This window comes from Acetobacter pasteurianus subsp. pasteurianus LMG 1262 = NBRC 106471 (assembly GCF_000285275.1).
GTDB lineage: Bacteria > Pseudomonadota > Alphaproteobacteria > Acetobacterales > Acetobacteraceae > Acetobacter > Acetobacter pasteurianus.
Window position 1 is genome coordinate 26,988 of record NZ_CADO01000016.1, and the last position, 25,782, is coordinate 52,769.

The 25,782-nt window shown below is 54.3% G+C and carries 20 protein-coding genes; 16 read left to right on the forward strand and 4 right to left on the reverse strand.

Annotated features, from left to right (window positions below):
• Nucleotides 1-62: 62 nt before the first annotated feature.
• The 7 genes from ftsZ (at nucleotide 63) to APA10_RS04800 (ending at nucleotide 11,569) form a co-directional block, all read left to right on the forward strand.
• Nucleotides 63-1,577, forward strand: a complete 1,515-nt coding sequence (ftsZ, locus tag APA10_RS04770) for a cell division protein FtsZ (protein ID WP_003628499.1) — start codon at nucleotides 63-65, stop codon at nucleotides 1,575-1,577.
• Nucleotides 1,578-1,730: 153 nt separating this feature from the next.
• Nucleotides 1,731-2,711 (forward strand): UDP-3-O-acyl-N-acetylglucosamine deacetylase, encoded by a 981-nt coding sequence (gene lpxC / locus APA10_RS04775; RefSeq protein WP_003628505.1) that lies wholly within the window; start codon nucleotides 1,731-1,733, stop codon nucleotides 2,709-2,711.
• Between the two features lie 96 nt (nucleotides 2,712-2,807).
• Nucleotides 2,808-3,845: an outer membrane protein assembly factor BamD gene (locus APA10_RS04780; protein ID WP_003628507.1), complete on the forward strand. Its 1,038-nt coding sequence runs from the start codon at nucleotides 2,808-2,810 to the stop codon at nucleotides 3,843-3,845.
• A 106-nt stretch (nucleotides 3,846-3,951) separates the two neighbouring features.
• Nucleotides 3,952-5,736, forward strand: a complete 1,785-nt coding sequence (gene recN, locus APA10_RS04785) for a DNA repair protein RecN (protein WP_080587116.1) — start codon at nucleotides 3,952-3,954, stop codon at nucleotides 5,734-5,736.
• Entirely contained in the window at nucleotides 5,729-7,816 is a 2,088-nt protein-coding gene (ligA, locus tag APA10_RS04790; protein ID WP_003628510.1) for an NAD-dependent DNA ligase LigA, read from the forward strand. Before recN ends, ligA begins: the two co-directional genes overlap by 8 nt.
• Nucleotides 7,817-8,039: 223 nt before the next feature.
• On the forward strand, nucleotides 8,040-10,694 hold the full coding sequence (gene ppdK / locus APA10_RS04795; RefSeq protein ID WP_003628512.1) for a pyruvate, phosphate dikinase: 2,655 nt from the start codon (nucleotides 8,040-8,042) through the stop codon (nucleotides 10,692-10,694).
• 50 nt (nucleotides 10,695-10,744) lie between these two features.
• Nucleotides 10,745-11,569 carry a pyruvate, water dikinase regulatory protein gene (locus APA10_RS04800; protein ID WP_003628513.1) on the forward strand — a complete coding sequence of 275 codons (825 nt, stop codon included), beginning with the start codon at nucleotides 10,745-10,747 and terminating at the stop codon, nucleotides 11,567-11,569.
• A 51-nt stretch (nucleotides 11,570-11,620) separates the two neighbouring features.
• On the opposite strand, the gene APA10_RS04805 is transcribed toward APA10_RS04800, so the two are convergent.
• Complete coding sequence (locus tag APA10_RS04805) at nucleotides 11,621-12,079, reverse strand: hypothetical protein (RefSeq protein ID WP_003628514.1); 459 nt, start codon at nucleotides 12,077-12,079, stop codon at nucleotides 11,621-11,623.
• 172 nt (nucleotides 12,080-12,251) lie between these two features.
• On the opposite strand from APA10_RS04805, the gene APA10_RS04810 reads away from it, so the two are divergent.
• Nucleotides 12,252-12,851, forward strand: a complete 600-nt coding sequence (locus tag APA10_RS04810) for an IMPACT family protein (protein WP_003628516.1) — start codon at nucleotides 12,252-12,254, stop codon at nucleotides 12,849-12,851.
• Here the strand turns inward: APA10_RS04810 and APA10_RS04815 are convergent.
• On the reverse strand, nucleotides 12,848-13,252 hold the full coding sequence (locus APA10_RS04815) for a hypothetical protein (protein WP_003623098.1): 405 nt from the start codon (nucleotides 13,250-13,252) through the stop codon (nucleotides 12,848-12,850). The two genes, APA10_RS04810 and APA10_RS04815, sit on opposite strands and share 4 nt — an antisense overlap.
• 291 nt (nucleotides 13,253-13,543) lie before the next feature.
• On the opposite strand from APA10_RS04815, the gene APA10_RS04825 reads away from it, so the two are divergent.
• The 6 genes from APA10_RS04825 to APA10_RS04850 all read left to right on the forward strand — a co-directional run bounded on the left by APA10_RS04825 (nucleotide 13,544) and on the right by APA10_RS04850 (nucleotide 20,033).
• Complete coding sequence (locus APA10_RS04825) at nucleotides 13,544-14,923, forward strand: class II 3-deoxy-7-phosphoheptulonate synthase (protein WP_014457128.1); 1,380 nt, start codon at nucleotides 13,544-13,546, stop codon at nucleotides 14,921-14,923.
• Nucleotides 14,924-15,003: 80 nt separating this feature from the next.
• Nucleotides 15,004-16,251 carry a nicotinate phosphoribosyltransferase gene (locus tag APA10_RS04830; RefSeq protein WP_003628517.1) on the forward strand — a complete coding sequence of 416 codons (1,248 nt, stop codon included), beginning with the start codon at nucleotides 15,004-15,006 and terminating at the stop codon, nucleotides 16,249-16,251.
• Nucleotides 16,248-16,667 carry a hypothetical protein gene (locus APA10_RS04835; protein ID WP_003623102.1) on the forward strand — a complete coding sequence of 140 codons (420 nt, stop codon included), beginning with the start codon at nucleotides 16,248-16,250 and terminating at the stop codon, nucleotides 16,665-16,667. The genes APA10_RS04830 and APA10_RS04835 overlap by 4 nt, the downstream gene beginning before the upstream one ends.
• A 56-nt stretch (nucleotides 16,668-16,723) precedes the next feature.
• Entirely contained in the window at nucleotides 16,724-18,052 is a 1,329-nt protein-coding gene (gene gltX, locus APA10_RS04840; protein ID WP_003628518.1) for a glutamate--tRNA ligase, read from the forward strand.
• A 12-nt stretch (nucleotides 18,053-18,064) separates the two neighbouring features.
• Complete coding sequence (locus APA10_RS04845; protein ID WP_003628519.1) at nucleotides 18,065-18,694, forward strand: isochorismatase family protein; 630 nt, start codon at nucleotides 18,065-18,067, stop codon at nucleotides 18,692-18,694.
• A gap of 34 nt (nucleotides 18,695-18,728) precedes the next feature.
• Entirely contained in the window at nucleotides 18,729-20,033 is a 1,305-nt protein-coding gene (locus APA10_RS04850; RefSeq protein WP_003628520.1) for a hypothetical protein, read from the forward strand.
• 5 nt (nucleotides 20,034-20,038) lie between these two features.
• On the opposite strand, the gene APA10_RS04855 is transcribed toward APA10_RS04850, so the two are convergent.
• Together APA10_RS04855 and APA10_RS04860 are read right to left on the reverse strand one after the other, a co-directional pair.
• Nucleotides 20,039-22,411, reverse strand: a complete 2,373-nt coding sequence (locus APA10_RS04855) for a heavy metal translocating P-type ATPase (RefSeq protein ID WP_003628522.1) — start codon at nucleotides 22,409-22,411, stop codon at nucleotides 20,039-20,041.
• Nucleotides 22,412-22,556: 145 nt separating this feature from the next.
• Nucleotides 22,557-22,940, reverse strand: a complete 384-nt coding sequence (locus tag APA10_RS04860) for a hypothetical protein (protein WP_003628524.1) — start codon at nucleotides 22,938-22,940, stop codon at nucleotides 22,557-22,559.
• Between the two features lie 64 nt (nucleotides 22,941-23,004).
• Here APA10_RS04860 and APA10_RS04865 point away from each other — a divergent pair, with 64 nt between their 5' ends.
• Both APA10_RS04865 and APA10_RS04870 read left to right on the forward strand, forming a co-directional pair.
• The gene (locus APA10_RS04865; protein WP_003628526.1) at nucleotides 23,005-24,750 is read left to right on the forward strand and encodes a copper resistance system multicopper oxidase; all 1,746 of its coding nucleotides are present in this window, start codon (nucleotides 23,005-23,007) and stop codon (nucleotides 24,748-24,750) included.
• Nucleotides 24,747-25,742 carry a copper resistance protein B gene (locus tag APA10_RS04870; protein ID WP_003628528.1) on the forward strand — a complete coding sequence of 332 codons (996 nt, stop codon included), beginning with the start codon at nucleotides 24,747-24,749 and terminating at the stop codon, nucleotides 25,740-25,742. The genes APA10_RS04865 and APA10_RS04870 overlap by 4 nt, the downstream gene beginning before the upstream one ends.
• Nucleotides 25,743-25,782: the final 40 nt, after the last annotated feature.

A 25,782-nucleotide genomic window follows, 5' to 3' on the forward strand; every position in this document is an offset into this window, starting at 1 on the left:
CTGAGCGTAATCTTATTTCTCTAAGCATATACCGGTAAGCTGCAGCCGTTCGGGAGACACACATGACACTCAACCTGACCGTTCCACCCCAAACACATGCTGATTTTTCCCCAAAAATCACAGTCATTGGTGTTGGCGGTGGGGGAACGAACGCAGTTGACAACATGATTGCGTCCAACCTGCAGGGTGTTGACTTTGTTGTTGCCAACACAGATGCCCAGAGCCTTGAAAAAAGTCTGGCAGATAGCCGAATCCAGCTTGGCCCACACCTCACCCACGGCTTGGGTGCCGGCGCAAAGCCAGAAGTAGGCCGCGCTGCGGCAGAAGAAGCTGCAGATGAAATTGCCCGGTATCTAGATGGCGCTCACATGGTTTTTATCACCACCGGCATGGGTGGTGGTACGGGCACAGGGGCAGCCCCTGTTATCGCCCGCATGGCGCGTGAGCGGAATATTCTGACCATCGGCGTTGTCAGTAAGCCTTTCGCTTACGAAGGCAAACGCCGCGGGCGCGTTGCAGATGAAGGGATCAAGGAACTTCAGCAGTATGTTGATACGCTGATTGTTATTCCCAACCAGAACCTTTTCCGTATTGCCAACGAACGCACCACCCTGCGCGAAGCCTATCAACTGGCTGACCAAGTGCTCAACATGGGCGTGCGCGGCGTAACCGACCTGATGATGGACCGCGGTTACGTTAATCTGGATTTTGCCGATATCCGCAGCGTTATGGCTGAAATGGGCAAGGCCATGATGGGTACGGGTGAAGGTGAAGGTGAAAACCGCGCCGTAGAAGCTGCCGAAGCCGCTATTTCCAACCCGCTGCTTGAAGACACCTGCATGTCCACCGCAAAGGGCCTGCTGGTGAACGTAACCGGTGGCGAAGACATGACCTTCTTTGAAGCAGAAGAAGCGTTTAACCGCGTCTGCCGCGAAGTGCCTGAAGATGCGAACATGATCTTCGGGACCGTTATTGATGAAAAGATGAGCGGTCGTATCCGTGTCTCCGTGGTGGCCACGGGCATTGATATGCCTTCCGATTCGGCAGATCGCCCCCATCTGGTAGCGGTTGAAGGTGAAGCTCAGGCCGAACAGCCACAGGCTGCTGTTGGTGGTGCCGCGGCACCCGTTCCTGCTGCTGCCCCTGTTCCGCCCACAACAACGCAGGCTGCTCCTTCCGCGCAGGCCACGGCTGCACCCCAGCATGCTCAGGTTTTTCAGCCTGCTGGCGCCAATAATGTTTCTGCACCACCTGCGCATACGGTGCCGGTGCAGGCCGCTCCTGCTGCCGCACCTAGCCAGCCTCAGCAGTTGCGCCCGGCTGTATCCCCTCGCGCTGGTCTGTTTACAGAAACACCACGCCAACCTTCAGCTGCTCCCCAGCAGCAGGAAGCCCCAGCACACCGTAGCCTTTTTGGCCGCGTAACCGGTGCGTTCCGTCGCAATGGAGCAGATGCAACCCGGCAGGAACCAAACGCTCAGTCACGCCCCACCATCAGCCAGGCTGATCAGGGATCTGGCCTGCGTTCTGGTGAAGGGGATTCCGGTCTGGAAATTCCAACCTTCCTGCGCCGTTAATTTTTTACACTTTACTCTATAGATGCGTCGCCTTTCACAAGGCGGCGCATTTTTTATGTAATAGATGGCAATAATCGTTGACTGGCTTCAACCAGAAACAGGCTTTAGCGTTGTCATAACTTTCTATCTACGCAAGCATAGGATGCACAGATAATGGACGGTCTGCTAAGGGAGCCACTCCTGTATTCCGATATTGTAGAAAGCCCAGCATCTTTTATGCGTTCTGTAAGGAAAACTCCGTCCGCTTTGCAGCACACCCTTCGCCATGCCATTTCATGCACCGGCACGGGGCTGCATACGGGGCAATCCATTCGGATGAGCTTGCATCCTGCTCCTGCCGGGCATGGTATTGTGTTCCAGCGCACAGATCTGCCCAACGCGGCCCCTATTACTGCGCATTACGATAATGTTGTGGAAACACGGCTGAGCACCGTTTTGGGTGAGGCCCAACGCCCAGAAAACCGCGTGGCTACGGTTGAGCATCTTATGGCAGCCTTGAACGGCTGCGGCGTAGATAACGTGCTTGTTTTGATTGACGGCCCAGAAACTCCGGTTTTTGATGGCTCCGCCGCCGATTTTGTATTTCTGCTGGATTGTGCCGGGCGGAAAGCACAGGATGCGCCACGCCGTTTTATTGAAGTCTGCAAACCCATTCGCATTTGCCATAATGATTCATGGGCCGAGCTTCACCCTACAGCAGGCCACCACCTCCATCTTTCCCTGAGTATTGATTTTCCGGCAAAAGCCATTGGCCAGCAAAGCTATAGCGCCGAGCTTACGCCGTGGTCTTTCCGCCATGAGCTGGCAAATAGCCGCACCTTCACCCTTAAAGCAGAAATTGAAGCCCTTCATCGTGCCGGGCTGGCACGTGGTGGTTCGCTCGATAATGCCATTGTGGTGGATGATGACCATATTCTAAACCCCTCTGGCCTTCGCAAGCCGGATGAATTCATTCGCCATAAAGTTATGGATGCGGTGGGGGATCTCTACCTTGCCGGTGGTGTATTGTTGGGTGAGTTCCGTGGCCACAGGTCTGGCCATGCATTGAACAATCAGGTTCTGCGGGCTCTTTTTGCAGATCAGAATGCGTGGCGCGATATCATCACATCCCTGCCCGCAGCGTCTGCTGCCTGATGCCTTTTTGGCGCAATAACGAATCAATAGCTGTTTCATTGCTTTTCTTGCGCAGTGGGCATGCTATAAGATGCCGTCTCTAAATGAAGAGCCGGTATGTCTGATATTTGCATTAAACCACAGTTGCTTCGCCACGTTCTGCCCCGCGTGCTTTCAGTTGCCCTGCTGACGAGCTTGGCAGGCTGTGGCTTGTTTAATGAAAACAAGAAGCTTCCGCCGGCTCCCAAAATTGCTGCGCCTGAAACGCTTTATAATAACGGCATTGATGCCCTGCGTACCAGGCGCTACGCCCTTGCGGCTTCAGAGTTTGAAACGCTTCAGCAGAATTATCCCTATTCTGGTTACATCGCGAACGCCCAGCTTATGGAAGGCTACGCGTATTACCTGAAAGGGAAATACCCACAAGCCGTGCAGCAGCTTAACCGCTTTATTAGCCTGCACCCCACCAGTTCGGATTCAGCTTACGCCTATTACCTGCGCGCATTGTGCTTTTATGAGCAGATTGCAGACGTACAGCGTGATCAGCAAGGCACCGCAGAATCCATGGATGCGCTGGAAGAAGTGATTACTCGCTTTCCGCAGTCCAAATACGCACGTGATGCGCAGCTGAAGATTGACCTTTGCCGAGATCATCTGGCCGGTAAGGAAATGCTGGTTGGCCGCTATTATCAGCGTGAAAAAAACTACGAAGGTGCGATCAACCGTTACCAGCGTGTGGTGCAGGATTTCCAGACCACCAACCACGTGCCCGAAGCCTTGGAGCGCATGGTGGAAGTGTATCTGGATCTGGGCCTAACGGATCAGGCGCGTAAATCTGCCATTGTGCTGGGTTACAATTACCCCGGCAGCAAATGGTATCGTTATGCTTATGATAACCTCCACCGTTATCATTTGCTGACAGATAAGTTCCCTATTCCCGGTAAAATTGTTTCTGCATCTGACATGCCAAAAGATGCAGAACCCGGAACGGCTGGCGCCAAAAAAGGCACAGCTATGGAACCAGATGCTCTGGCAACAGATACGCGGAATGAAAACACGCAGCCACAGGCCATGCCTATCAAGGCAGCACCTGTGACGCCCGTAAAAGCTGAACCTACGGCTCCGGCTGATTCTGCAAGCTCACCAGCAAAATAAAGAACATATAAAGAACATTTTTCTGGCAGCTTGTGCCTGAAATGAGTATTGTGCGTTTGCCGCCCCCTGCGGGCGGGGCAAGCAGGAAGCTATGGGCTTTTGTGTTTTGCCGTCTTTCCTGTCATTTGGGCGCAAGCCCGGAAAACCGGATGCCATTATGCTAACAAGCCTTTCCATCAGGGACGTTGTTCTGATTGAAACGCTCGATCTCTCACTCCATGCAGGCTTCACTGCACTTACGGGGGAAACCGGGGCGGGCAAATCCATTCTGCTAGACAGTTTGGGCCTTGCCATGGGTGATCGCGCCAGTGCCGGACTGGTACGTGCCGGCGCACCAGAGGCGCGCGTAACTGCCAGTTTTGATGTTGCAGCTTCACACGAAGCATTCGGCATCCTGCAAGAACAGGACATTCCCGCAGAAGTGCAGGAACCTTTAGTCCTCCGCCGTGTCATCTCCAAGGAAGGCCGCTCTCGCGCATGGATCAATGATCAGCCTGTTGGCATCACGCTTTTGCGGCGCGTGGCGGCCACCCTTATTGAAATTCAAGGCCAGCATGAGCAAATGGGGCTGGCCGATTCCAGCACTCATCGTGGCCTGCTTGATGCTTATGGCGTCAAACCTTCTCTCGTAAATAGTGTTGCGGGTGCATTTGACCGCTGGCAAACCCTGCGTTCAGAACTGGCCAATGCGCATCGCGCATTAGAGGAAGCCGCACGAGAAGAAGAATGGCTACGCCATACAGTTGATGAACTCACAGCCCTTGCCCCTCAACCGGGTGAGGAAGAAGAACTGGCCCAGCAGCGCCACGCTTTACAGCAAGCTGAACGGCGCGGAGAAGCCGTAGCCGCGGCCCTTTCTGAACTTACACCCAAAGATAGACGCTCTCCCGGCCCTGCCGCCGCCTTGCGCGGGGCAACGCGTGCCCTGCTGCGCCTTGTGCCAACAAATGCTTCTGCTGCTTCTGCATCACCGACAGAAACAGAACCTCTGGAAGCCCGCACAACAGAAGCCCTCACAGCTCTGGAAAATGCCGAAAATGCTTTGGCCGAAGCCGAAAACCTGCTCTCCCGCCTGGCAGCAGATACAGAAGCCAACCCTCGGCTGTTGGAAGATACAGAAGAGCGTCTGTTTGCCCTACGCACCGTGGCACGCAAACATTCCATTGCCGTAGATGATCTGGCAGATCTGCTGACCCGCCTTTCTGGCCGCCTGACAGCGCTGGAAAACGGTACGGTAGCGCTGGAATCCCTTAAAGTCGCTACTGAAGAAGCGCGCGTAACATATATTCAAAAAGCCGAAGCCTTGCACGAAGCCCGCACCAAGGCTGCCCGTAAAATGGAACAGGCTGTTACAGCGGAATTAAAGCCGATCAAGCTAGAAAAAGCGCGCTTTCTGGTGGATATCAAACAGCTTCCCGCTGAACAGTGGAGCCGACAGGGTATGGAACAAGTGATCTTTTTGATCGCGGCCAACCCCGGCCAACCAGCGGGGCCGTTGGCGAAGGTTGCTTCTGGTGGTGAACTCTCCCGCCTTATGCTGGCACTTAAACTGGTGCTGGCTGGCCAGTCCGGTATCGGCACGCTGATTTTTGATGAAATTGACGCAGGCGTTGGCGGTGCCACAGCCGCCGCCATTGGTGAACGCCTGCATCGGCTTGCGCAAAATGTGCAGGTTCTGGCTGTTACGCATAGCCCGCAAGTGGCAGCCAGCGCAGATGCGCATTTGCGTATTGGCAAACTTACCCGCAATGGCCAGACCGTAACGCACGCCACTCCACTCACAGACACAGAGCGTAATGAGGAAATTGCGCGTATGCTGGCAGGTGATACAGTAACCGATGCCGCCCGTGCCGCTGCCGCCAGCCTGCTTGGATATGAGAATAATGCCTGAAACTGCCTTTCTTCCCGCCGACATGACACAACAACAAGCGCGGGAAGAACTGGAACGCCTTGCCGCCGAAATTGCCCACCACAATGCGGCCTATTATCGGAACGATGCTCCAGAAATCAGTGATGCAGAATATGATGCCCTGCGCCGGCGGTATGATGCCATTGTGGCCCAGCACCCAGAGGCCGAGCCAGAAAACAGCGCAGCCCAAGCCGTAGGTGCTGCACCGGATACAGCCTTTGGCAAGCATATCCACCTTGTGCCCATGCTCTCTCTGGACAACGTGTTTGACCGTGAAGATTTTGAAGGCTTTATCAGCCGCGCCACCCGCTTTTTGGGTCTGGACCAGGATGCAACCGAACAACTGATTTTTGTAGGGGAACCCAAGATTGATGGACTTTCCATCAGTCTGACCTACGAAAAAGGCCGTTTTGTGCGTGGTACCACCCGTGGAGATGGCACAGAAGGCGAAGACGTTACCGCCAATTTGCGCACGCTAAAGGATTTGCCGTTACGCCTTTCCGGCTCCTACCCTGATCTGATCGAAATTCGTGGTGAGGTTTTCCTTTCCAAAAAACATTTTCTGGAACTCAACGCTGCGCAGGAAGCTGCAAACAAGCGGTTGTTTGCCAACCCACGCAACGCAGCAGCAGGTTCCCTGCGGCAGTTAGACCCCAAAATTACAGCGCAACGCCCGCTTTCTTTGTTTGCTTACGCGCTTGGCTTTTGCTCAGAAAAAATCAGCCGCAGCCATTGGGCATATCTGGAACAACTCAAAGAATGGGGTTTCCCGGTTAATCCGCTTTCCCGCCAGATTAAAGGCGTGGAAGATGCCGAGGCTTTTTTTGCTGAGGTCAGCCAAAGTAGGGCTGAACTTGCCTACGATATTGATGGCGTTGTTTACAAAATTGATGATCTGGCCCTGCAGGAACGCCTGGGTTTTGCTGGACGTGCGCCCCGCTGGGCCATTGCGTGGAAGTTTCCGGCAGAACAGGCCGTCACACGCCTGAAGGAAATAGAAATTCAGGTTGGCCGCACAGGTGCTCTCACCCCAGTTGCGCATTTAGAACCCGTAAATGTTGGCGGTGTGCTGGTTATGCGCGCAACCTTGCATAATGAAGATGAAATTGCCCGTAAGGACGTCCGCCCCGGTGATATGGTTTTCATCCAGCGTGCGGGGGATGTTATCCCCCAAGTTTTGGGTGTTGCCCCTTCCCCAGATGGCACGCCCCGGCAGGCACCTTACCACTTCCCTGATCATTGCCCTGTTTGTGGGGCCGCTGCTGTTCGGCCAGAAGGGGAAGCTGTGCGCCGTTGCACGGGTGGGCTCACCTGTCCAGCTCAGGTTGTAGAACGGCTTATCCACTTTGTTTCCCGCCAAGCGTTTGACATTGAAGGCTTGGGAGACCGCAGCATTCGTGAATTCCATGATATCGGCCTGATTTTAACGCCCGGTGACATTTTCCGCCTGCATGAACACGCCGCAGACATAGAAAAGCGCGATGGATGGGGCGAGCAATCGGTTCAAAAACTGCTGCAAGCTATAGAGAGCCGCCGCACCATTTCTCTTTCTCGCTTTATTTATGCGCTGGGTATCCGCCGGATTGGCGCCAGCAATGCCCGCCTGCTGGCGCGCCACTATGGCACGTATGAAAACTGGTTCAACCAGATGCAGGCTGCCGCCATTATCGGATCTGATGCCCGGCTGGAACTCGGCTCCATTACCGGCATAGGCACCACCACGGCGGAAGATCTGGTGGCCTTTGTTGCAGAAGAACATAACCTGCAAACATTGGCGGATTTGCACGCAAACTTAACCATAACGGAAGAAACTGCGGCATCCGAAGGCGCATTGGCTGGCAAAACCATTGTGTTTACCGGCACCCTGCACACCATGACACGGCCAGAAGCCAAAGCAACGGCAGAACGCATGGGCGCCAAGGTTTCGGATTCTGTGTCCAAAAAAACAGATCTGGTTGTTCTGGGAGAAAAAGCTGGCTCAAAAGCCAAAAAGGCTGTTGAGCTTGGACTTCAGACCATGGATGAGACTGAATGGAACGCTTTTTGCTCCGAGCAGGAATAACAGGGCGTTGCACACGTTTTTTTGTATTCTGATACAAAAGAGAGATTGCTCGCCCAGCAAAACTGCGCCATGCTACCTCTCAACGAAGGGATGGATTACCAAAGTCGTCCAAAACCAAGAATAAAAATAGCACGCAGGCCAGCCTATCGCCCCGTTATCTCCTTTTCCTCCCCTCGGTCGGGGCTTTTGGCTTTACTGTATGCAGGAATGAAGTGAACGGCACATGACCAAGTGGATCTACAGTTTCGGCGCAGGCCAGAGCGAAGGCAACGCCGGGATGCGCAATCTCCTCGGCGGTAAGGGAGCCAATCTGGCAGAAATGGCCAATATCGGCCTGCCCGTCCCCCCCGGATTTACCATTACCACTGAAGTCTGCACGGCGTTCTACGAAAACGGACGGAAATACCCGGCTGAGCTGGAATCCCAGCTTGAAGAAGCCATGGGCCTGCGCTTTGGCGATGCCAATGCCCCCCTGCTTGTTTCTGTCCGTTCTGGCGCACGTGTTTCCATGCCCGGCATGATGGATACAGTTCTCAACCTGGGGCTGAATGACAGCACCGTTGAAGGACTTGTAAAATCATCAGGCGATGCCCGGTTTGCATGGGATAGCTACCGCCGCTTCATTCAGATGTACGGCTCTGTTGTGCTGGGTGTTGCCCACCACCGCTTTGAAGATCTGCTTGAGCAGATCAAGCGTGCCATCGGCAAGGAAGACGATACGTCTCTGAGTGCTGAAGAATGGCAGGAAGTCGTTAAAGGCTACAAACAGATTGTTCTGCAGGAAACCGGCACCGCCTTTCCTGAAAGCCCGAAAGAACAGCTTTGGGGCGCCATTGGAGCCGTGTTTGGTTCATGGATGAACCCACGCGCCAACACCTACCGCAAGCTGCACGATATTCCGGCAAGCTGGGGCACGGCTGTTAACGTGCAGTCGATGGTGTTCGGCAACATGGGTGATGATTGCGCCACCGGCGTCTGCTTTACGCGTGATCCTTCCACCGGTGAAAACATTTTCTACGGTGAATACCTGATCAACGCGCAGGGTGAAGACGTTGTGGCCGGTATCCGCACACCGCAGCCCATGGCGGCATCTCGTGCGGCTGAAGGTCAGGTGCCTATGGAAAAGGCCCTGCCTAACGCGTATCAGGAACTGCTGAAAGTGCGCGATCTGCTGGAACGCCACTACCGCGATATGCAGGACATTGAGTTTACGGTGCAGGCCAACAAGCTGTACCTGCTCCAGACTCGTTCGGGCAAACGCACAGCCGCAGCCGCCCTGCGCATTGCCATTGATATGGCCAAGGAAAACCTGATCACGCAGGAAGAAGCCGTTAACCGCGTGCCGCCTGCATCTCTCGATCAGCTCCTGCATCCTGTGCTGGACCCCAAGGCAGAACGTCAGCTTCTTACACGTGGCCTGCCCGCTTCTCCGGGTGCGGCAACGGGCGTGATCGCGTTCTCTGCCGAGGACGTGGAAGACCGCGCTGCCAAGGGTGAAGATGTTATTCTGGTGCGTGTTGAAACCTCTCCAGAAGACGTGCACGGCATGCACGCTGCCCGCGGTGTGCTGACAACCCGTGGCGGCATGACATCCCACGCCGCTGTGGTGGCCCGTGGCATGGGCCGCGTGTGCGTGGCCGGTGCTGGCAGCATTGCTGTGGATTACAAAGCCCAGACCATGAAAGTGGACGGTCACACACTCAAAGCGGGTGACTGGCTGACGCTGGATGGTGGCACGGGCGCTGTTTACAAAGGCCGTGTTCCCACCATTCCGCCAACACTCTCTGGTGACTTTGCAACCCTTATGGGGTGGGCAGATTCCATCCGTCGCCTTGGTGTGCGCGCTAATGCTGAAACGCCAGAAGATGCGGCAACAGCCCGCCGCTTTGGTGCAGAAGGTATTGGCCTGTGCCGTACAGAGCACATGTTCTTCGGCCCGGATCGGATTGGCCATGTGCGCCAGATGATCATGGCGGATGACAAAGCCACACGCGCCAAAGCCATTAACGCGCTTCTGCCCTTCCAGCGGAGTGACTTTACAGAACTGTTCCGCATTATGGCGGGGCTGCCTGTTACCATCCGTCTGCTTGATCCACCGCTGCACGAATTCCTGCCGCATGGTGAAGCAGAACTGGAAGAAGTTGCCAAAGCACTTGGGCAGGATGTTGAAACCCTACGTGCTCGTCGCTCTGCACTATCTGAAGCCAACCCAATGCTGGGCCATCGTGGTTGCCGTCTGGGTATTACATACCCGGAAATCTACGCCATGCAGGTGCGTGCCATTGCAGAAGCGGCCCTTGATATCGCCAAGGAAACAGGCAAGCCTGTTGCTCCGGAAATCATGATCCCGCTGATTGGCACAAAAGCAGAGCTGGATCTGGTGCGTAAAACCTGTGAAACCGCCATTGCTGACGTTCTTTCTGAACGCAAAGCTGAGCTGTCTTACAAAATCGGCACCATGATTGAGCTGCCACGCGCAGCCATTACGGCAGACCAGATTGCACAGAGCGCAGACTTCTTCTCCTTCGGCACAAACGATCTGACACAGACCACCCTTGGACTTTCCCGCGATGATGCTGGCTCCTTCCTGCCAGAATACGTGGAAAAAGGGCTGCTGCCGCAGGACCCGTTTGTTTCGATCGACCGTGAAGGCGTTGGCGCACTGGTGCGTATGGGTGTTGAAAAAGGCCGTGCAACCAAGCCTGATATCAAACTGGGTATCTGTGGTGAACACGGGGGCGATCCGCTTTCCATCTCCTTCTTTGAAGAAGTTGGGCTGGATTACGTCTCCTGCTCCCCCTTCCGGGTGCCCGTTGCCAGATTGGCCGCAGCACAGGCCGCACTGGCTGCTAAAAACAACAAGGCCGTAAAAGCCTGAACAAAAAGGTGGCCGCCTCTCACCGAGGCGGCCATTTTTGAATCCAGATCATGCAAAAAAAAATCACGCTCCACCTTGTCTCCGAAGCAACGGGCCAGACACTGGATTCTGTTGCCCGCGCCTGTATTGCGCAGTTTCCCAATACTGAGGTGCATCTGCGCCACTGGAACCTTATTCGCACACAGCTTCAGCTCCGTCGGGTTTTGCGGCATATCGCGCTGGACCGTGGGCCAGTTATGTCTTCGCTGACAGACCCGACCTTGCAGGCTGATATGGAAGCAGGCTGTGCAAGCCTACAGGTGCGGCTGTTGGATGTGCTGGATAACGCCCTGCACTTTCTGACCGAAGAAACAGGCGAGGAAGCGACACTTCATCCGGGTGGCCAGTACATCATGGATGAAAACTATTATCAGCGCATTGAGGCCATGCATTATGTACTGGCGCATGATGATGGGCAGGAAACCAAAGGCCTGAATGAAGCTGATGTTATTCTTATTGGTGTTTCGCGCGTCTCCAAAACACCCACCTGCTTTTATTTGGCAAACCGAGGCCTAAAGGCTGCCAATGTTCCCTTGGTTATGGGCATTGAACCGCCACAGGATTTATTCACAACCGACAAACCCGTTATTGGGCTGACAATAGATCCGGAACGCCTGATTGAAATTCGCCGTAACCGTCTGTCTCAGATGGTGCCATCCAAAGCCAAGATCGATCCGGTAGCAGATTACGCCTATATTGATTTGGAAAAGGTGCAGGAAGAACTGCACTGGGCACGCCGCTTATGCCGCCGCCATAACTGGCCGGTTATTGATGTCACCCGCCGGTCTATTGAAGAAACATCCGCCGCTATTCTGGATCTGATTTCCGCCGGGTAAACAACACCTTCTTCTTTCTGATATGCCCCAGAAAGAAGAAGGTAGCCCGTTTTAGTCAGTCATTTCCGCTGGGGTCAGGTGCTGGATGCGTATCGCCTGCCCTTGTGCGTTATAATAAATAATGCTGCTTCCACGCCGCTGCGCGTAACCATCTGGCCTGCCATCCTGTGTCCAGAACAACAGCCGGTTGGCATCTGGCTGTTCCTGTATTTTATCACCCTCTGGTTTGTAGCGATATTTGCTAAAATCCTTATGAGCACGTGGCAGTGGCGGTTTGGTTGCCAATTTGTGCATGTCTGCCGGGCGATGCGTTTCCGCATCATCGTCATCACCCAGCCCTTCTTCTGCCATGGCAGAAGGCATATTCAGAACAGGCAGAGCAACCGCGCAAATACCTGCCATAACCAACCACTTCTTACGCAACACAGGCATCATGCTGCTGCTTTCCTTTTTCTGCTCCACTGCTGACAGATACATGGTCTGGCAGCAGCGAAAGGTCATTGTTCCCATATATTGGAACAAAACGATCCTACACCCAACAGAGCAAGCCCGTTTTTCACCATCCTGTCATGCCCTTTTACCAAAGAAACATCCTTAATAAGGCCATAACAGCGATATTCTGCGTATATATCCACCAGAATACATGTTTGCGGGGCTTTAGGCAGGCTGTATCATTCAGCGCATGACCGAAACGCTTCTCAGCCCCTTTACTCTGGAACGGGATATTAAAAAAAGCCGCTTTCTCGCCAGTGCCACACCTATAAACAGCATAGAAGAGGCCGAAGCTTTTATCAGCCGTATTGCTGCGGCGGGACCAGATGCCACACATCATTGCTGGGCATGGCAATTTGGCCCACACTGCCGCTGCCATGATGCCGGAGAGCCATCGGGCACTGCCGGGCGGCCAATTTTACAGGTTGTTGTTGCACAAAAGCTTGATCGGGTTGCCATTGTGGTGTCGCGCTGGTTTGGCGGCATCAAGCTTGGAGCTGGCGGCCTTGTGCGCGCTTATGCAGGCACTGCCGCAGAATGTTTGCGCGAAGCCCCTAAAGAACCGCTGATAGACCGTATCAAGCTAAGCTTTCATTGCCCGTTTTCACTTATCGGGCTGTTACAGTCTCGCCTGCCTGAGTGGGGTGTTGAGGCTGATACGCCGGACTTTGATGCTCTGGGCGCCCAGTTCGTTCTTACACTGCCCGCAGAATGGCAGGAAGACATCACCCAACGCATCACAGACCTGACAAATGGTCAGGCCCAGATACGCGTGGTGGAAGACAATTAACGCGGGATAACCCATCCGTTACCGGTAGAATCCCCAACCTGCCCAGAACCAAACGGCCCGCTGCTTTGATAGGCAGAACCGTATTTGGAAATATCGGAGCCGGTTACCGAGTCACGGTGCACCTTGGCCAGATGATCTGGATCTGCACCATGTTGAAAATCCATGGACGGTGCATCCTGATACCCTGGCGGCAGATTGCGATGCCCATGCACTGTCTTCTTTTCAGAAGACTGGCTCTGCTGGCCATTGGAATCGAGGCTGCCAGAACCTTCAGCAAACGAAACATTATCATCAGGCATCAGGGCCGGATCTGCATAAGCCGCAGAAATACCAGCCATAAGGCCAAAACCAACACATATGCCCGAAAGCACCGTTACAAACGGTTTACGCAGCTGCGCCATTGCGCGTTACCCCGCGAAAAAATGAAAATTTACCCTGCCCGAAAAACCGTTCCAGCCGGGCTGTGCTGGTGCTATATTGCACCAACGTGGCAAAATGCCAAACCAAACGGCCATATGTCCGCCATACATTAACGGCAGGCGCGCGCGTTTGGCATAAAGATGAAATTTGCCTATTGCCGCTGTTTTAGACATAAAGGCTTCCCCTTGGCATCCGTACGCGGGTGCAAGGTGCTTTATGTCTCTTTATTCAACCTTTGACCTGACCACCCTTAAACTGACAGGAACCGCGTTATGAGTGCAACGCTCACCCAGCCCAACCCGACGTCTGCGACCTGGATGCCGGATAGCTGGCGTTCGTTTCCCGTAAAGCAGATTCCCAGTTATCCGGATCAGGCCGCGCTTAAAACGGTTGAAGACCGGCTGAGTTCCTATCCGCCGCTGGTGTTTGCCGGGGAAGTGCGCACCCTGCGCAACCATCTGGCTCAGGCCGCTACCGGGCAGGCTTTTGTGCTGCAGGGCGGCGCATGTGCTGAAAGCTTTGGTGAATTCAAGGCCAACATCGTGCGTGATACCTTCCGCGTGCTGTTGCAGATGGCCGTGGTGCTGACATTTGGCGCCAAGGTGCCGGTTGTTAAAATTGGCCGCATGGCTGGCCAGTTCGCCAAGCCGCGCTCTTCCGATACGGAAACCGTAAATGGCGTAACCCTGCCATCTTACCGGGGTGACATCATCAACGGTTCAGACTTCACGCCTGAATCCCGCATTCCGGATCCTGCACGGATGGAAACCGGCTACTTCCAGTCCACCGGTATCCAGAACCTGCTGCGTGCGTTCTCGCACGGTGGGTATGCCAACCTGCATCAGGTTCACCGCTGGAATCTGGGCTTTGTGGAGCGTTCTCCCCTTTCCAACCGTTACCGCGTAATGGCGGAACGCATTGGGGAAACGCTGGCATTCATGCAGGCCTGTGGGCTGAACGCCGCATCTGCCCCGCAGATTGATGAAACAGAGTTCTACACCTCTCACGAAGCGCTGCTGCTGCCTTATGAGCAGGCTCTGACACGCATCGACTCGACATCTGGTGAATGGTACGACTGCTCTGCCCACTTTGTGTGGATTGGGGATCGGACCCGCCAGCCCGATGGCGCACATGTGGAGTTCCTGCGTGGTGTGCGCAACCCTATCGGCATTAAGGTTGGCCCCACCACCAGCGTGGAAGACATTAAAAAGCTGGCAGAAATTCTGAACCCGAAAAACGAAGCCGGGCGTATTACGCTTATCTCTCGTATGGGTGCGGATAAGATTACAGAAAAACTGCCCCCACTTATGCGGGCCGTAAAAGCAACCGGGCAGACTGTAACGTGGCTGACAGACCCGATGCACGGCAACACCACATCCACGCAGCAGAAAATCAAAACCCGCTCCTTCGATTCCATCGTGAAGGAAGTGAAAGGGTTCTTCGCTGTCTGTGCAGCAGAAAACGTGCCTGCTGGTGGCGTGCATCTGGAAATGACGGGCCAGAACGTAACAGAATGCGTAGGTGGTGCGCATTGCCTGACAGAAGAAGATCTGGGCAACCGTTACGAAACCTTCTGTGACCCGCGCCTGAATGCCGAACAGTCCTTGGAACTGGCCTTCCTGATTGCGGAAGAACTCAAAAGCGAACGCTAAGGCAAACACGCTTTTATGAACTCAGCCTGAACATTCAGGCTGATCACAGAACCGGGGGGTGGGGTTTACCTTGCCCCCCGTTGTTCCCATCATCCCTGCAGCCCCAATGGCAGAAAGAGCAGATCAGGATGACGCATCCCTTCTCCAAACCTTCAGCAGGCGTCTGTTCCGCCCGCACAGCAGCACCGCTTTCCGATGCGGAAATTCGTGCGCGCACAGATTCCTACTTTAATCGTACCCGCCAGATTGTAAGCCGGTTTGGAGATTGTGAGGTTACATACGCCTTCTTTATCCGCCGTCCGGTTATCTCTGCTCCGGGTCTGATGCTGGAATGGCTTAAAAACGTTATGGCCCAGCGCCAAGCACCCTACACCGTAGATGTGGTGCACCCCGAAGGTGAATGGGTGGGTGCTGGTGAGCCGCTGGTTTACGTAACAGGCTCCTTTACCCATTTGGCCGATCTGGAAACACTGCTGCTACAAAAACTCGGTAGCCCATGTGTTGCGGCCCATCGCGCTTACCAGATGGCACTTTCCCTACCCCATACCCGCTTTTTGGCTATGGATGCCCGCCATTGCGCTGGGTATGAAATGCAGGAGCTTATGGCGTATGCGGCCTCGGTTGGGGGGCGTGAGGCGCAAGAAAACGGGGCTATCGGGTTTGTAGGTACGGCAAATGATGCCGTAGCACCATTTTTTGGGGGCACTCATGGCGCAGGCACCATGCCTCATGCCTTAATTGGCTATGCAGGCTCTACCGTGCGTGCGGCTGAAATGTTCCATGCGGAATTCCCGCATACCGACCTTGTGGTGCTGGTTGATTACTTTGGGCAGGAAATTACAGACGCACTGGCCGTTTGCAATCGCTTCCCCAAACTGGCGGCAGAAGGCAAGCTGGCTGTCAGGCTGGATACGCATGGCGGCCGCTTTATGCAGGGGCTGAACCCGCAGGAATCCTATGCGGTGGTCAACCGTCATGCGCCTGAGGCACTGCGCCGTTATCGGTCTGATAAAGAACTGCGCTATCTGATTGGCACAGGTGTGTCTGCCGCAGCCATCTGGAAGATGCGTGAAGAACTGGACCATGCAGGCTTTCCGCACGTTAAAATTATTGCCTCATCTGGCTTCGGCGTGACCAAATGCGCCTGTATGGCAGATGCACACGCCCCTATTGATGTTGTTGGCACAGGCTCCTTTATTCCTGAACTGTGGAACGAAACCTATGCCACAGCCGATATTGTCTCCTACAACGGCGTTGAACGGGTAAAAATCGGGCGGGAATTCCTTCTTCCCTCCTTCCGCAAAACCACCAAAGGCGAACAGGCATGACCGAAAAAACCGATACCGAAGACAAAACATGGAAAGTTCGCATTCTGGATCTTTCTGGCGGTGCGGAAGATAACATTGTGGAAGATGTTGGCGTTTTTCATGATCTGGCCCACGCCAACGCATTTGCCCGCGCCTATGTGCGCGACAGTGTAGAACGCTGCCGCACCCCCGGTGCCAGCGCCAAAGATGTGCTGACAACGTGGTTCAGCTTTGGTGAAGATGCCGTTGTGCTGGATGCAGGTGAAGATGGCTGGCATTCTGCCAACGAGCTGGATGATTTTACTGCCCACCGCGCAACACCAATGGAACGAGACTGGCGTGCGCTGGATCCGCGCCGACTGGTGGAAGATAATGAAGACCTGACAGACCTTTACGGCACGCCAGACGATGCCGATAATGGTGGCCACCAGCACTAACACAGCATAACGCTGTGGCTGGCCTTTCCTGTTCATTCGCGCCATAAGCTTCTGTCATGAAACTCCGTTTTGCTCCCAGCCCTACCGGCCTCCTGCATGTTGGCAATGCCCGTCAGGCACTTGCCAATGCCCTTTACGCCCGCCGCCACGGTGGCCAATTCCAACTTCGTATTGATGATACGGACATCGGCCGCTCCCGCGAGGAGCTGGTGGAAGCTATCCAGAAAGATCTGCACTGGATGGGCATTCAGTGGGATGAAACCTTCCGGCAGACAGAACGGCTGGACCGCTACGCTGCAGCTATTGAGAAGCTGAAGGCTTCTGGACACCTTTACCCCTGCTTTGAAAGTGAACAGGAACTGGCCGCCAAGCGCGAAACACAGATCCGCCAGCGCCGCGCCCCGGTTTATGACCGCGCCATGCTGAAAATGACCCCCCAGCAGCGCGCACAGGCAGAAGCAAATGGTAAAGTGCCTTACTGGCGCTTTAAGCTCTCCAACACCACCGTGCGTTGGCGCGATATGGTAATGGGCGATTGCCAGGTTAAGCTTCCTTCTGTTTCAGACCCCGTTCTGGTGCGCACAGATGGCACGGTGCTGTACACACTGGCCTCTGTTGTGGATGATCTGGAAACAGGCATTACCCACATTATCCGTGGGGAAGACCATGTGACCAACACGGGCGTACAGATTGATATTGCCCAAGCCCTTGGCGCACATCCTGACCATTTCCGTTTTGCTCATCTGCCGCTGCTGCTTGATGAAAACGGTGGCAAGCTTTCCAAACGGTTTGATGCGTGTTCCCTGCGCACATTCCGGCAGGACGGCATAGAAGCAACGGCGCTGATCTCCTACCTTGCGCGCCTTGGTTCTTCGGATGATCCGGTGCTGCTTCCGTTTGATGAACAGGCCAAGATATACGATATCTCCCACATCTCCCGCTCTGCAGCACGGTTTGATACCCGCCAGCTTCTGGCCATGAACCATAAGCTGCTGGCCCAGACACCCTATGCAGATGTGGCTGACAGATTGCCTAAAGGCGCAACAGAAGCCTTCTGGCTGGCTATTCGTGGGAATATCGAACTGCTTTCAGAAGCACGCCTGTGGCATAATGTAACGGATGGAGACATCATTCCCCCCGTGCAGGAAGGTGAAGATGACTTCCTGAAAGAAGCCGCCAGCCTGTTGCCGCCTGAACCATGGGATGAAACCACATGGAAGGCATGGACAACCGCTGTGCGTGAAAAAACGGGCCGTTCTGGCAAAGCCCTGTTTCACCCCCTCCGTTTGGCTCTGACAGGGGAAGAACAAGGTCCGGAACTGCGTGACCTTCTGCCGTTAATTGGCCGCTCCCGCGTCTTGGCCCGGCTGCTTCCTTCTGCATAAAGAGTAACACACATGCCACTGCAATCCGCGCCTTTCCCTCCTGCCTTTATACCGGGCAAAACGGATGCGCTGATTGTAGTGGATGTGCAGAACGATTTTCTGCCAGATGGCGCCCTGCCTGTGCCCAAAGGCCATGCCATTGTGCCTGTTATCAACAGATTGGCACATTTACCGTTTGGGTTGATCGTGACCTCGCAGGACTGGCACCCAGCCGATCATGTTTCTTTCAAAACCACTCATCAGAACGGTCTGTGGCCTCCGCATTGTGTAGCCAATACACACGGCGCGGACTTTCCCCAAGATTTACACCTGCCTGAACGTACCCTGCACCTGTTTAAAGGCGCACAATCCGATCAGGACAGCTACTCTGCTTTCGGGGCCCAAACACTGTCGGGCCAGTCGCTTGATGCTGTTTTAAAACAGCATGGCATCACACATGTTTTTGTGTGTGGCTTGGCATTGGAATACTGCGTGCAGGCCACAGCACTAGATGCGCAAAAAGCCGAATATACAACCGTGCTTCTTACAGATGCCACCCAAGGGCTAGAGGCTGACCCTACCCCCACTTTGACGGTCTGTCAGGCAAAAGGCATTTTGCTGTATTCTGGTTTACAATTACACATACCTTCTCCAACACGCTGAATTCATACCCTACGCAAACCAGCCAGAGGTTTTTATGCGTAACAGTCTTTCTCGCCGTCGTTTTGGTCTTTGCTGTGCTGGTATGGGCATTTCTGCTCTGGCTGGGCCACCCGTTGTTGCACGTGCAACATCTATTCCCGAACTGATGGAACGCGAACCGCCCATGCTGGAAACCCTTAAATGGGCACCGCATGTGCATAAGGCCATTCAGAACGTTATCAACGCCAATGGGCAATATTCCTCCACCTATAATCCGCAGCGCCGGCCCTACGTGGTGGTGGACTGGAACAACACAGCTATTGTCGGCGATGTGCAGGAAACGCTGTTCCTTTACATGTTGGAACACTTCAGTTTTCTGATGCGTGCGGATGAATTCAGGCACCTTATCCACGTGCATGCATTTGCGCATCCCTTGCCTGCCCCATTTGTTAATATGGCCGGGCAACCTGTTTCCTTCCCGGTGCTGGTGGATGATCTGATAGAGGATTACCGTGCTCTTGCCGCTCGTTATGGGCACATGCCGTACCCGCTCCCACGGGATGTGTTGGCAAAAGATATCACTCTGCAAGCTTTTCGGGCCAGAATGGCCTTTTGCCAACAAGCTGTTGCCGCACTGCATGGGCCAGAAGCGGCACAACGCTGGATGATACGGCTGGTAGCAGGGCAGACAGCAGCAGATGTTATCGCCCTTAGCCGTGCCGCTAACGAATGGTGCCTTGGGGCTTCCATAACCACACAAACTTGGGAATGCCCGGCGGAACGCCCCGGCAAGGCGGGCCCGGTATCTGCCAAAGTTGTACAGGCCCTGCGCCTTACGCCAGAAATGGCCAACCTGTTCCAGATCTTGCAAGAACACGGGATAGACCCGGTTATCTGCACCTCCGGCATGGAGGATATTACGGCACTTTTCGCCACATCGGCAGAATATGGATACAACCTGCCGCGTGAGCACGTTTTTGGCGCACGTTTGGCCGAGCGTAAGAAAATCCTACTTTCTACCGAGGTCGCACGTTATCCCTTCCCTGCAGATGCTGGCAAAACAGCCATTATTCACAAATACTTTGTCGCAAAACGGCAGATGCCCCCGCTCATGATTTTTGCGGGAGAAGATTGCTCGGCGCATATGCTGGAAGCTTTTCCCGACAGCAAGCTGAACTGTCTGATAAACCGCAAACAATCTGCCCCCATGCAGAAGTTTTTGCAAAAGGCCGCACAATCTGCCTCAGACACCGCGCCCCGTCAGTTTTACCTGCAAGGGCGTGATGAAAACACAGGGGAATGGCTACCAGAAGAAGGCAGTATCCTATTGGGGGAAACCAATCCTTCCCTCCCCACCTGATATTCTTAGGATTTGGGCTTCCACCGGTTCAGCAACAGGGAATTGCTGACAACAGAAACCGAACTCATTGCCATGGCGGCCCCTGCCAGAACCGGGTCCAGTTTACCAAGGGCAGCCAAAGGCAAACCAAGAATATTGTAAATAAAAGCAAAAAACAGGTTCTGCCATATTTTGGAAACCGTGGCGCGTGAGAGAGAAAGCGCATCCACCAAGGCCATCAGGTTGCTGCGCATCAGCACAACGTCTGCCGTTTCCAAGGCAATATCTGCCCCGGCACCTATGGCAAAACCAACATCGGCAGAGGCAAGAGCCGGGGCATCATTAATGCCATCGCCCACCATGCCAACGCACTTGCCCTGCTCTTTCAGTTTACGAATTTCAGCCGCTTTGCCATCTGGCAGCACGCCGGCAATAACTGTTTTTATGCCCACCTTCTGGGCCACGGCCTGCGCAACACGGGCGTTATCCCCCGTAAGCATCACCACATCCAAACCCTGCTGCTGCAGGGTGGCCACTGCTTCTTGCGCTTCTGGGCGGATCTGATCGGCCAGCGCAAACCACGCCAGAACCGTTTGCCCCTGCGCTACGCCCACAACTGTACGCCCCTGCTGCTGCCAGCTTTGGGTGAGGTCATGATCTATCGTGCAGCCAAGAGTGGCCAGATATGCAGGAGAACCCAACGCAATAGGGTGCCCCTGATATTCCGCCCTAACACCCTGCCCCGGCACAGCCTGAAAGCCAGATATCTCCGCCGCCGTAACATCCTGCACACATGCATAATTCACAACAGCACGCGCTAACGGATGTTCGGATTGGCTTTCCAGTGCATATGCCAAGGCCAGTGCATCTTGCGCAGAAACATGCTCTGCCTCCTGAACATCCACAACGGCAGGTTGCCCTTGGGTTAAGGTGCCTGTTTTATCCACCACAAGCGTTGTGAGCTTGCGTGTCTGTTCCAGTGCATCTGCATTACGGAACAAGATACCCGCGCGTGCGCCCAGCCCCGTGCCCACCATAATGGCAGTGGGTGTCGCCAACCCCAGAGAGCACGGGCAGGCAATGACCAGCACGGAAATGGCGTTAACGAGGCTTTGGTCCCACACACCTGTTAGCAACCAGCCTGTAGCAAATGTCAGCACAGCCAGCGCAAGCACAACCGGCACAAAAACAGATGCCACTTTATCTGCCAGCCGCTGCACAGTGGCTTTGCTGCCCTGTGCCTGCTCTACCATATGCACAATGCCTGCCAGAACTGTCTGGCTACCAATGCCGGTTACCTTGGCACGCAGGGCACCTGTCTGGTTTAAGGTGCCTGCAAACACGTTAGCACCGGCCTGCTTGGCAACAGGCACACTCTCACCCGTCAGCATGGCCTCGTTCACATCCGATGCGCCAGAAAGCACAACGCCATCTACCGGAATACTCTCACCGGGGCGTACCAGAAACACGTTGCCCACTTGTAGTTGTTCTACGGGTTCATCCGTTATCTGCCCTGCGCGTTCAACATGCGCTGTCCTGGGCTGAAGCCGCAGCAGGCTTTCCATACCGGCGCCTGCGCGCGCCTTGGCACGGGCCTCCAACAAACGGCCCAGCAATACCAGCGTAATGACCAGTGCGCTGGCCTCAAAATAAACAGGCTGATCTAGCCCGAACAGCACCACAACCGCGCTGAAGCCATAGGCAATGCTGGTGCCCAAAACCACCAGCACATCCATGGTGGCTGCACCGCTACGTAATGCGTGCCATGCCCCCGCATAAAAAGAGCGGCCACACCAAAACTGCACCACAGTAGCCAAAACAAGCTGCACCCATAGCGGCAACATAACCGCATGGTGTGCGCCTGCCATCATGCCCACCATTTCCAGCAGAAATGGCAGGCTTAAAACCGCAGCCAGCACAAAGCCCGTAAGTGCCGTGCGCCATTCCTTCTGCCGCTGATGTTTGACTTCTTCCGCTGTTTTCTGTTGGAAGACAGTCGCGCCATATCCGGCTTTTTCTACCGCTGCTATCAACGCCTGCGCGGTGACGATGCCGGGCACAAAGGTAACGTGTGCACGTTCGGTCGCCAGATTAACGTTTGCATGCACGGATGGCAGGGCGTTCAGCACCTTTTCCACCCGTCCGGCACAGCCTGCGCAAGAAAGCCCTGTCAGAGCCAGATCCACGCTAGATGTCTGTGCCCCAAACCCGGCTTTGGTAACGGCGTCCAATATATCCGTTACGTTGCTTGCACCTGCCCCCAGATCAACCTGTGCCTTGGCCGTTGCAAAATTAACGGAGGCCTGCACCCCCTCCAGCCTGTTCAGCACTTTTTCCAGCCGGGTAGCGCATGCGGCGCAGGACATCCCTTCTACCGGGAAACTGATTGTCTGGCTCATTCACCCTACTCCGCCTGTAACTGCTACGCCTACGCACCGCACCAAAACGCCACTATGATACGCCTTCCTGCTTTGCAGGACATTTTCTTGCTCTCATATACACATTGCAGATATGGTGGCGAGATGATGGATCGCATCCTGCCTTTCAGAAAAATTCTGAGCGGCCTGCTTTTTGTAGCAGTGCTGGTGGGCCTGCATGCGCTTTTACCGGGTAAGGTATTTGCATCTGCCCACGCCATGACGAACTGGCACACAGGCGTACAATCTGCCGAGTGCCATTCTCATGGCTCCATGAACATGCCGATGGAACATCATGCCGCACCCGCACATGCTGCCCATTGTGCACTGCAAAACCATACACACCATCATCAACAGCATTGTTGCCAACCTGACTGCTTTGCATCCGGGCTTTCTGCGCTTCTGCCTTACACGCCTGCGCATGAAGCCGCGTGGCAAATGCCAGCGCACCGGTTGCGCAGGAATGTTCTCTTTCTGCCAGATTACACAGCAGATCCCCTACTAAGACCACCCAAACTGCATAACGCCTGATTTTTCGTACGCTTTAATCAGTCGGTCTGCGCGTTCTTATATGCGTGCAGCATGATGCAGAATGGACAATACCCATGCATATTCCCCCTGTTTTGAAAGGGAGAAATGTGTCTCGTCGGCAGTTTATAACTGGCGGCAGCGCATTGGCGGCCCTGTATGCCCTTAAGCCACCCAAACAGGTTTTTGCTTCTACCCACACATCCGGAATTGTGCCCCAAAACGCTAGCAACACGTTTGATCTGACAATCGGCTGGGCAAATGTAAATATTCTGGACAAACCGCAGCGCGTGCCCACCATGAATGGTGGCGTGCCCGGCCCCATCCTGCGGTGGCGTGAAGGCGATGATTTACGCCTGAACATCCATAATACATTGGACGAAACAACTTCCATCCACTGGCATGGCATCCGGTGCCCAGCACATATGGATGGCGTACCGGGGCTAAGCTTTGCCGGAATTGAACCCGGCGCACGCTTTACCTATCGCTTTCCTGTAAAACAGAGTGGCACATACTGGTATCACAGCCACTCCAACATGCAGGAAGCCATGGGGCTGTATGGGGCCATTGTGATTGACCCCAAGGAGCCAGACCCTAATAGTTATGACCGGGATTACGTCATCCTGCTTTCAGATTGGTCTGATGTGGCGCCCCATACCATCATCAACAAGCTGAAGTTTCAGGATGACTACTATAATTTCCGGCAACGTACGGCTGTTTCTTTCTTTCATGATGCCAAGAAATCCGGCGTATGGCCGACACTAAAAGACCGCATGCAGTGGGCTGGCATGAACATGTCCGCCACGGATATTTCAGACGTAAGCGGCATTATCTACACGTATCTGATGAACGGCTGCGCCCCCGCTGCCAACTGGACTGGTATTTTTAAACCCGGTGAACGCATCAGGCTGCGGTTTATCAATGCCTCCGCCATGACCTTTTATGATATCCGCATTCCCGGCCTCCAAATGGATATCATTCAGGCAGATGGAAATAATGTTGAACCCGTGCGGGTAGATGAATTCCGCATTGGGGTGGCTGAAACGTATGATTGCATTGTGCAGCCCCAAGGCGATCAGGCTTACACCATTTTTGCCCAAAGTGAGGACAGAACCGGCTACGCCCGCGGCACACTTGCCCCTCATTCCGGCATGAGCGCACCAGTTCCCCCCATGGATGAACGGCCCGTACGCACTATGGTGGATATGGGCATGGCCATGCACGGAGGGCACGATATGGGTGGCATGAAGATGCACGATATGCCCATGCACTCGGCCCCCAAAGCACATGCCCCGCCTTTGAATGTAGAAAACCAGAACCGTGCCGCCATGCCGATCAATCGTCTGGCTGACCCCGGTGATGGCTTACAAAACAACGGCCGACGGGTTCTGACATATGCAGACCTGCGCGCCACTCACCCAGCCACAGATCAACGCCCACCATCGCGCGAGATCACGTTGCACCTTACCGGCAACATGGAACGTTATATCTGGGGGTTTGATGGCAAAAAGTTCTCGGAAGCCGAACCTATCCCACTGCGTTTGGATGAACGGGTACGCTTTACCCTGATAAATGACACCATGATGGAACACCCCATCCATCTGCATGGTTTGTGGAGTGAGCTGGAAAACGGGAACGGTCTGTATAACCCGATAAAACACACCATTATTGTGCAACCAGGCGGAAAGCTGAGCTATCTGGTTTCTGCCGATACACCGGGTTTATGGGCTTTTCACTGCCACCTGCTTTACCACATGGATTTAGGCATGTTCCGCACGGTGGTGGTGTCATGAAAACATGTTTGTACCACCCATATATTTCTCGTTTTTTACTTTTGGGCGTGTCCGCTCTGCTTATGGCATCTGTGGTTACGCAGCAGGCCAAAGCGGCCTCCATGAACCATGCAGCTATGGAAGGCATGGATGATATGGATATGGGCGACATGGACATGCCAGCCTCAAAACCTAAACCCCAGCAAAGCTCAAAACCGGCGCAACATTCTGGGCACACCATCTTACCCAACAAAAGCACTACGGCGGGTACTTCTGCCTACCCACCCGTAACGCCCAGTGCCCAGTGGCCTGCAACGCCGCCACCTGTGCCTAAATTACATTACGTGCAGCACATCCATCCGGTTATGGACCACAACACATATTTCCATGCTCTTTTGGAACAGTTTGAAGGCCGATACACGCCGGGCAACAGCCTGTTTAGGTATTCTGGCCAAGCGTGGTTTGGCACAGATTACAACAAGTTCTGGGTGAAGTCTGAAGGCTTACTGGATGGCCATCGTCGTTTTTCAGATGGTGATCATGAATTCTTTTATGACCGAGCCATTTCCACCTATTTTGATGTGCAGGCTGGCATTCGGCTTGATGTAGATAGCGGCCCTACCCGCGCATGGGGTGCCGTAGGCGTACAAGGATTGGCGCTTTACTTTTTTGATGTGTCTGCCACAGCTTATTTCAACAACACTGGCGTAGCAGGCAAACTGGAAGGCTCTTACGACTTCCTGATAACCAACCGCCTGATTTTACAGCCACAAGCCGAACTGAATTTCTATTCTCATGCAGACCCGGAACGTGGTGTCAGCCGGGGTTTTTCAGACATAGATGCAGGTTTACGCCTGCGTTATGAGTTCAAACGCCAGATTGCCCCTTATATTGCCGTAACCTATGCCGGGCATTACGGCAGCACCACCAGCGTAGCCAGAAATAACACACGCATGGCAGAAAATGGGCCAGAGGATTTACGTTTTACCTTTGGTATTCGCTCATGGTTTTAACCTGACGATAACCCCAGAACAGAAAAAGCCCTGCCACACA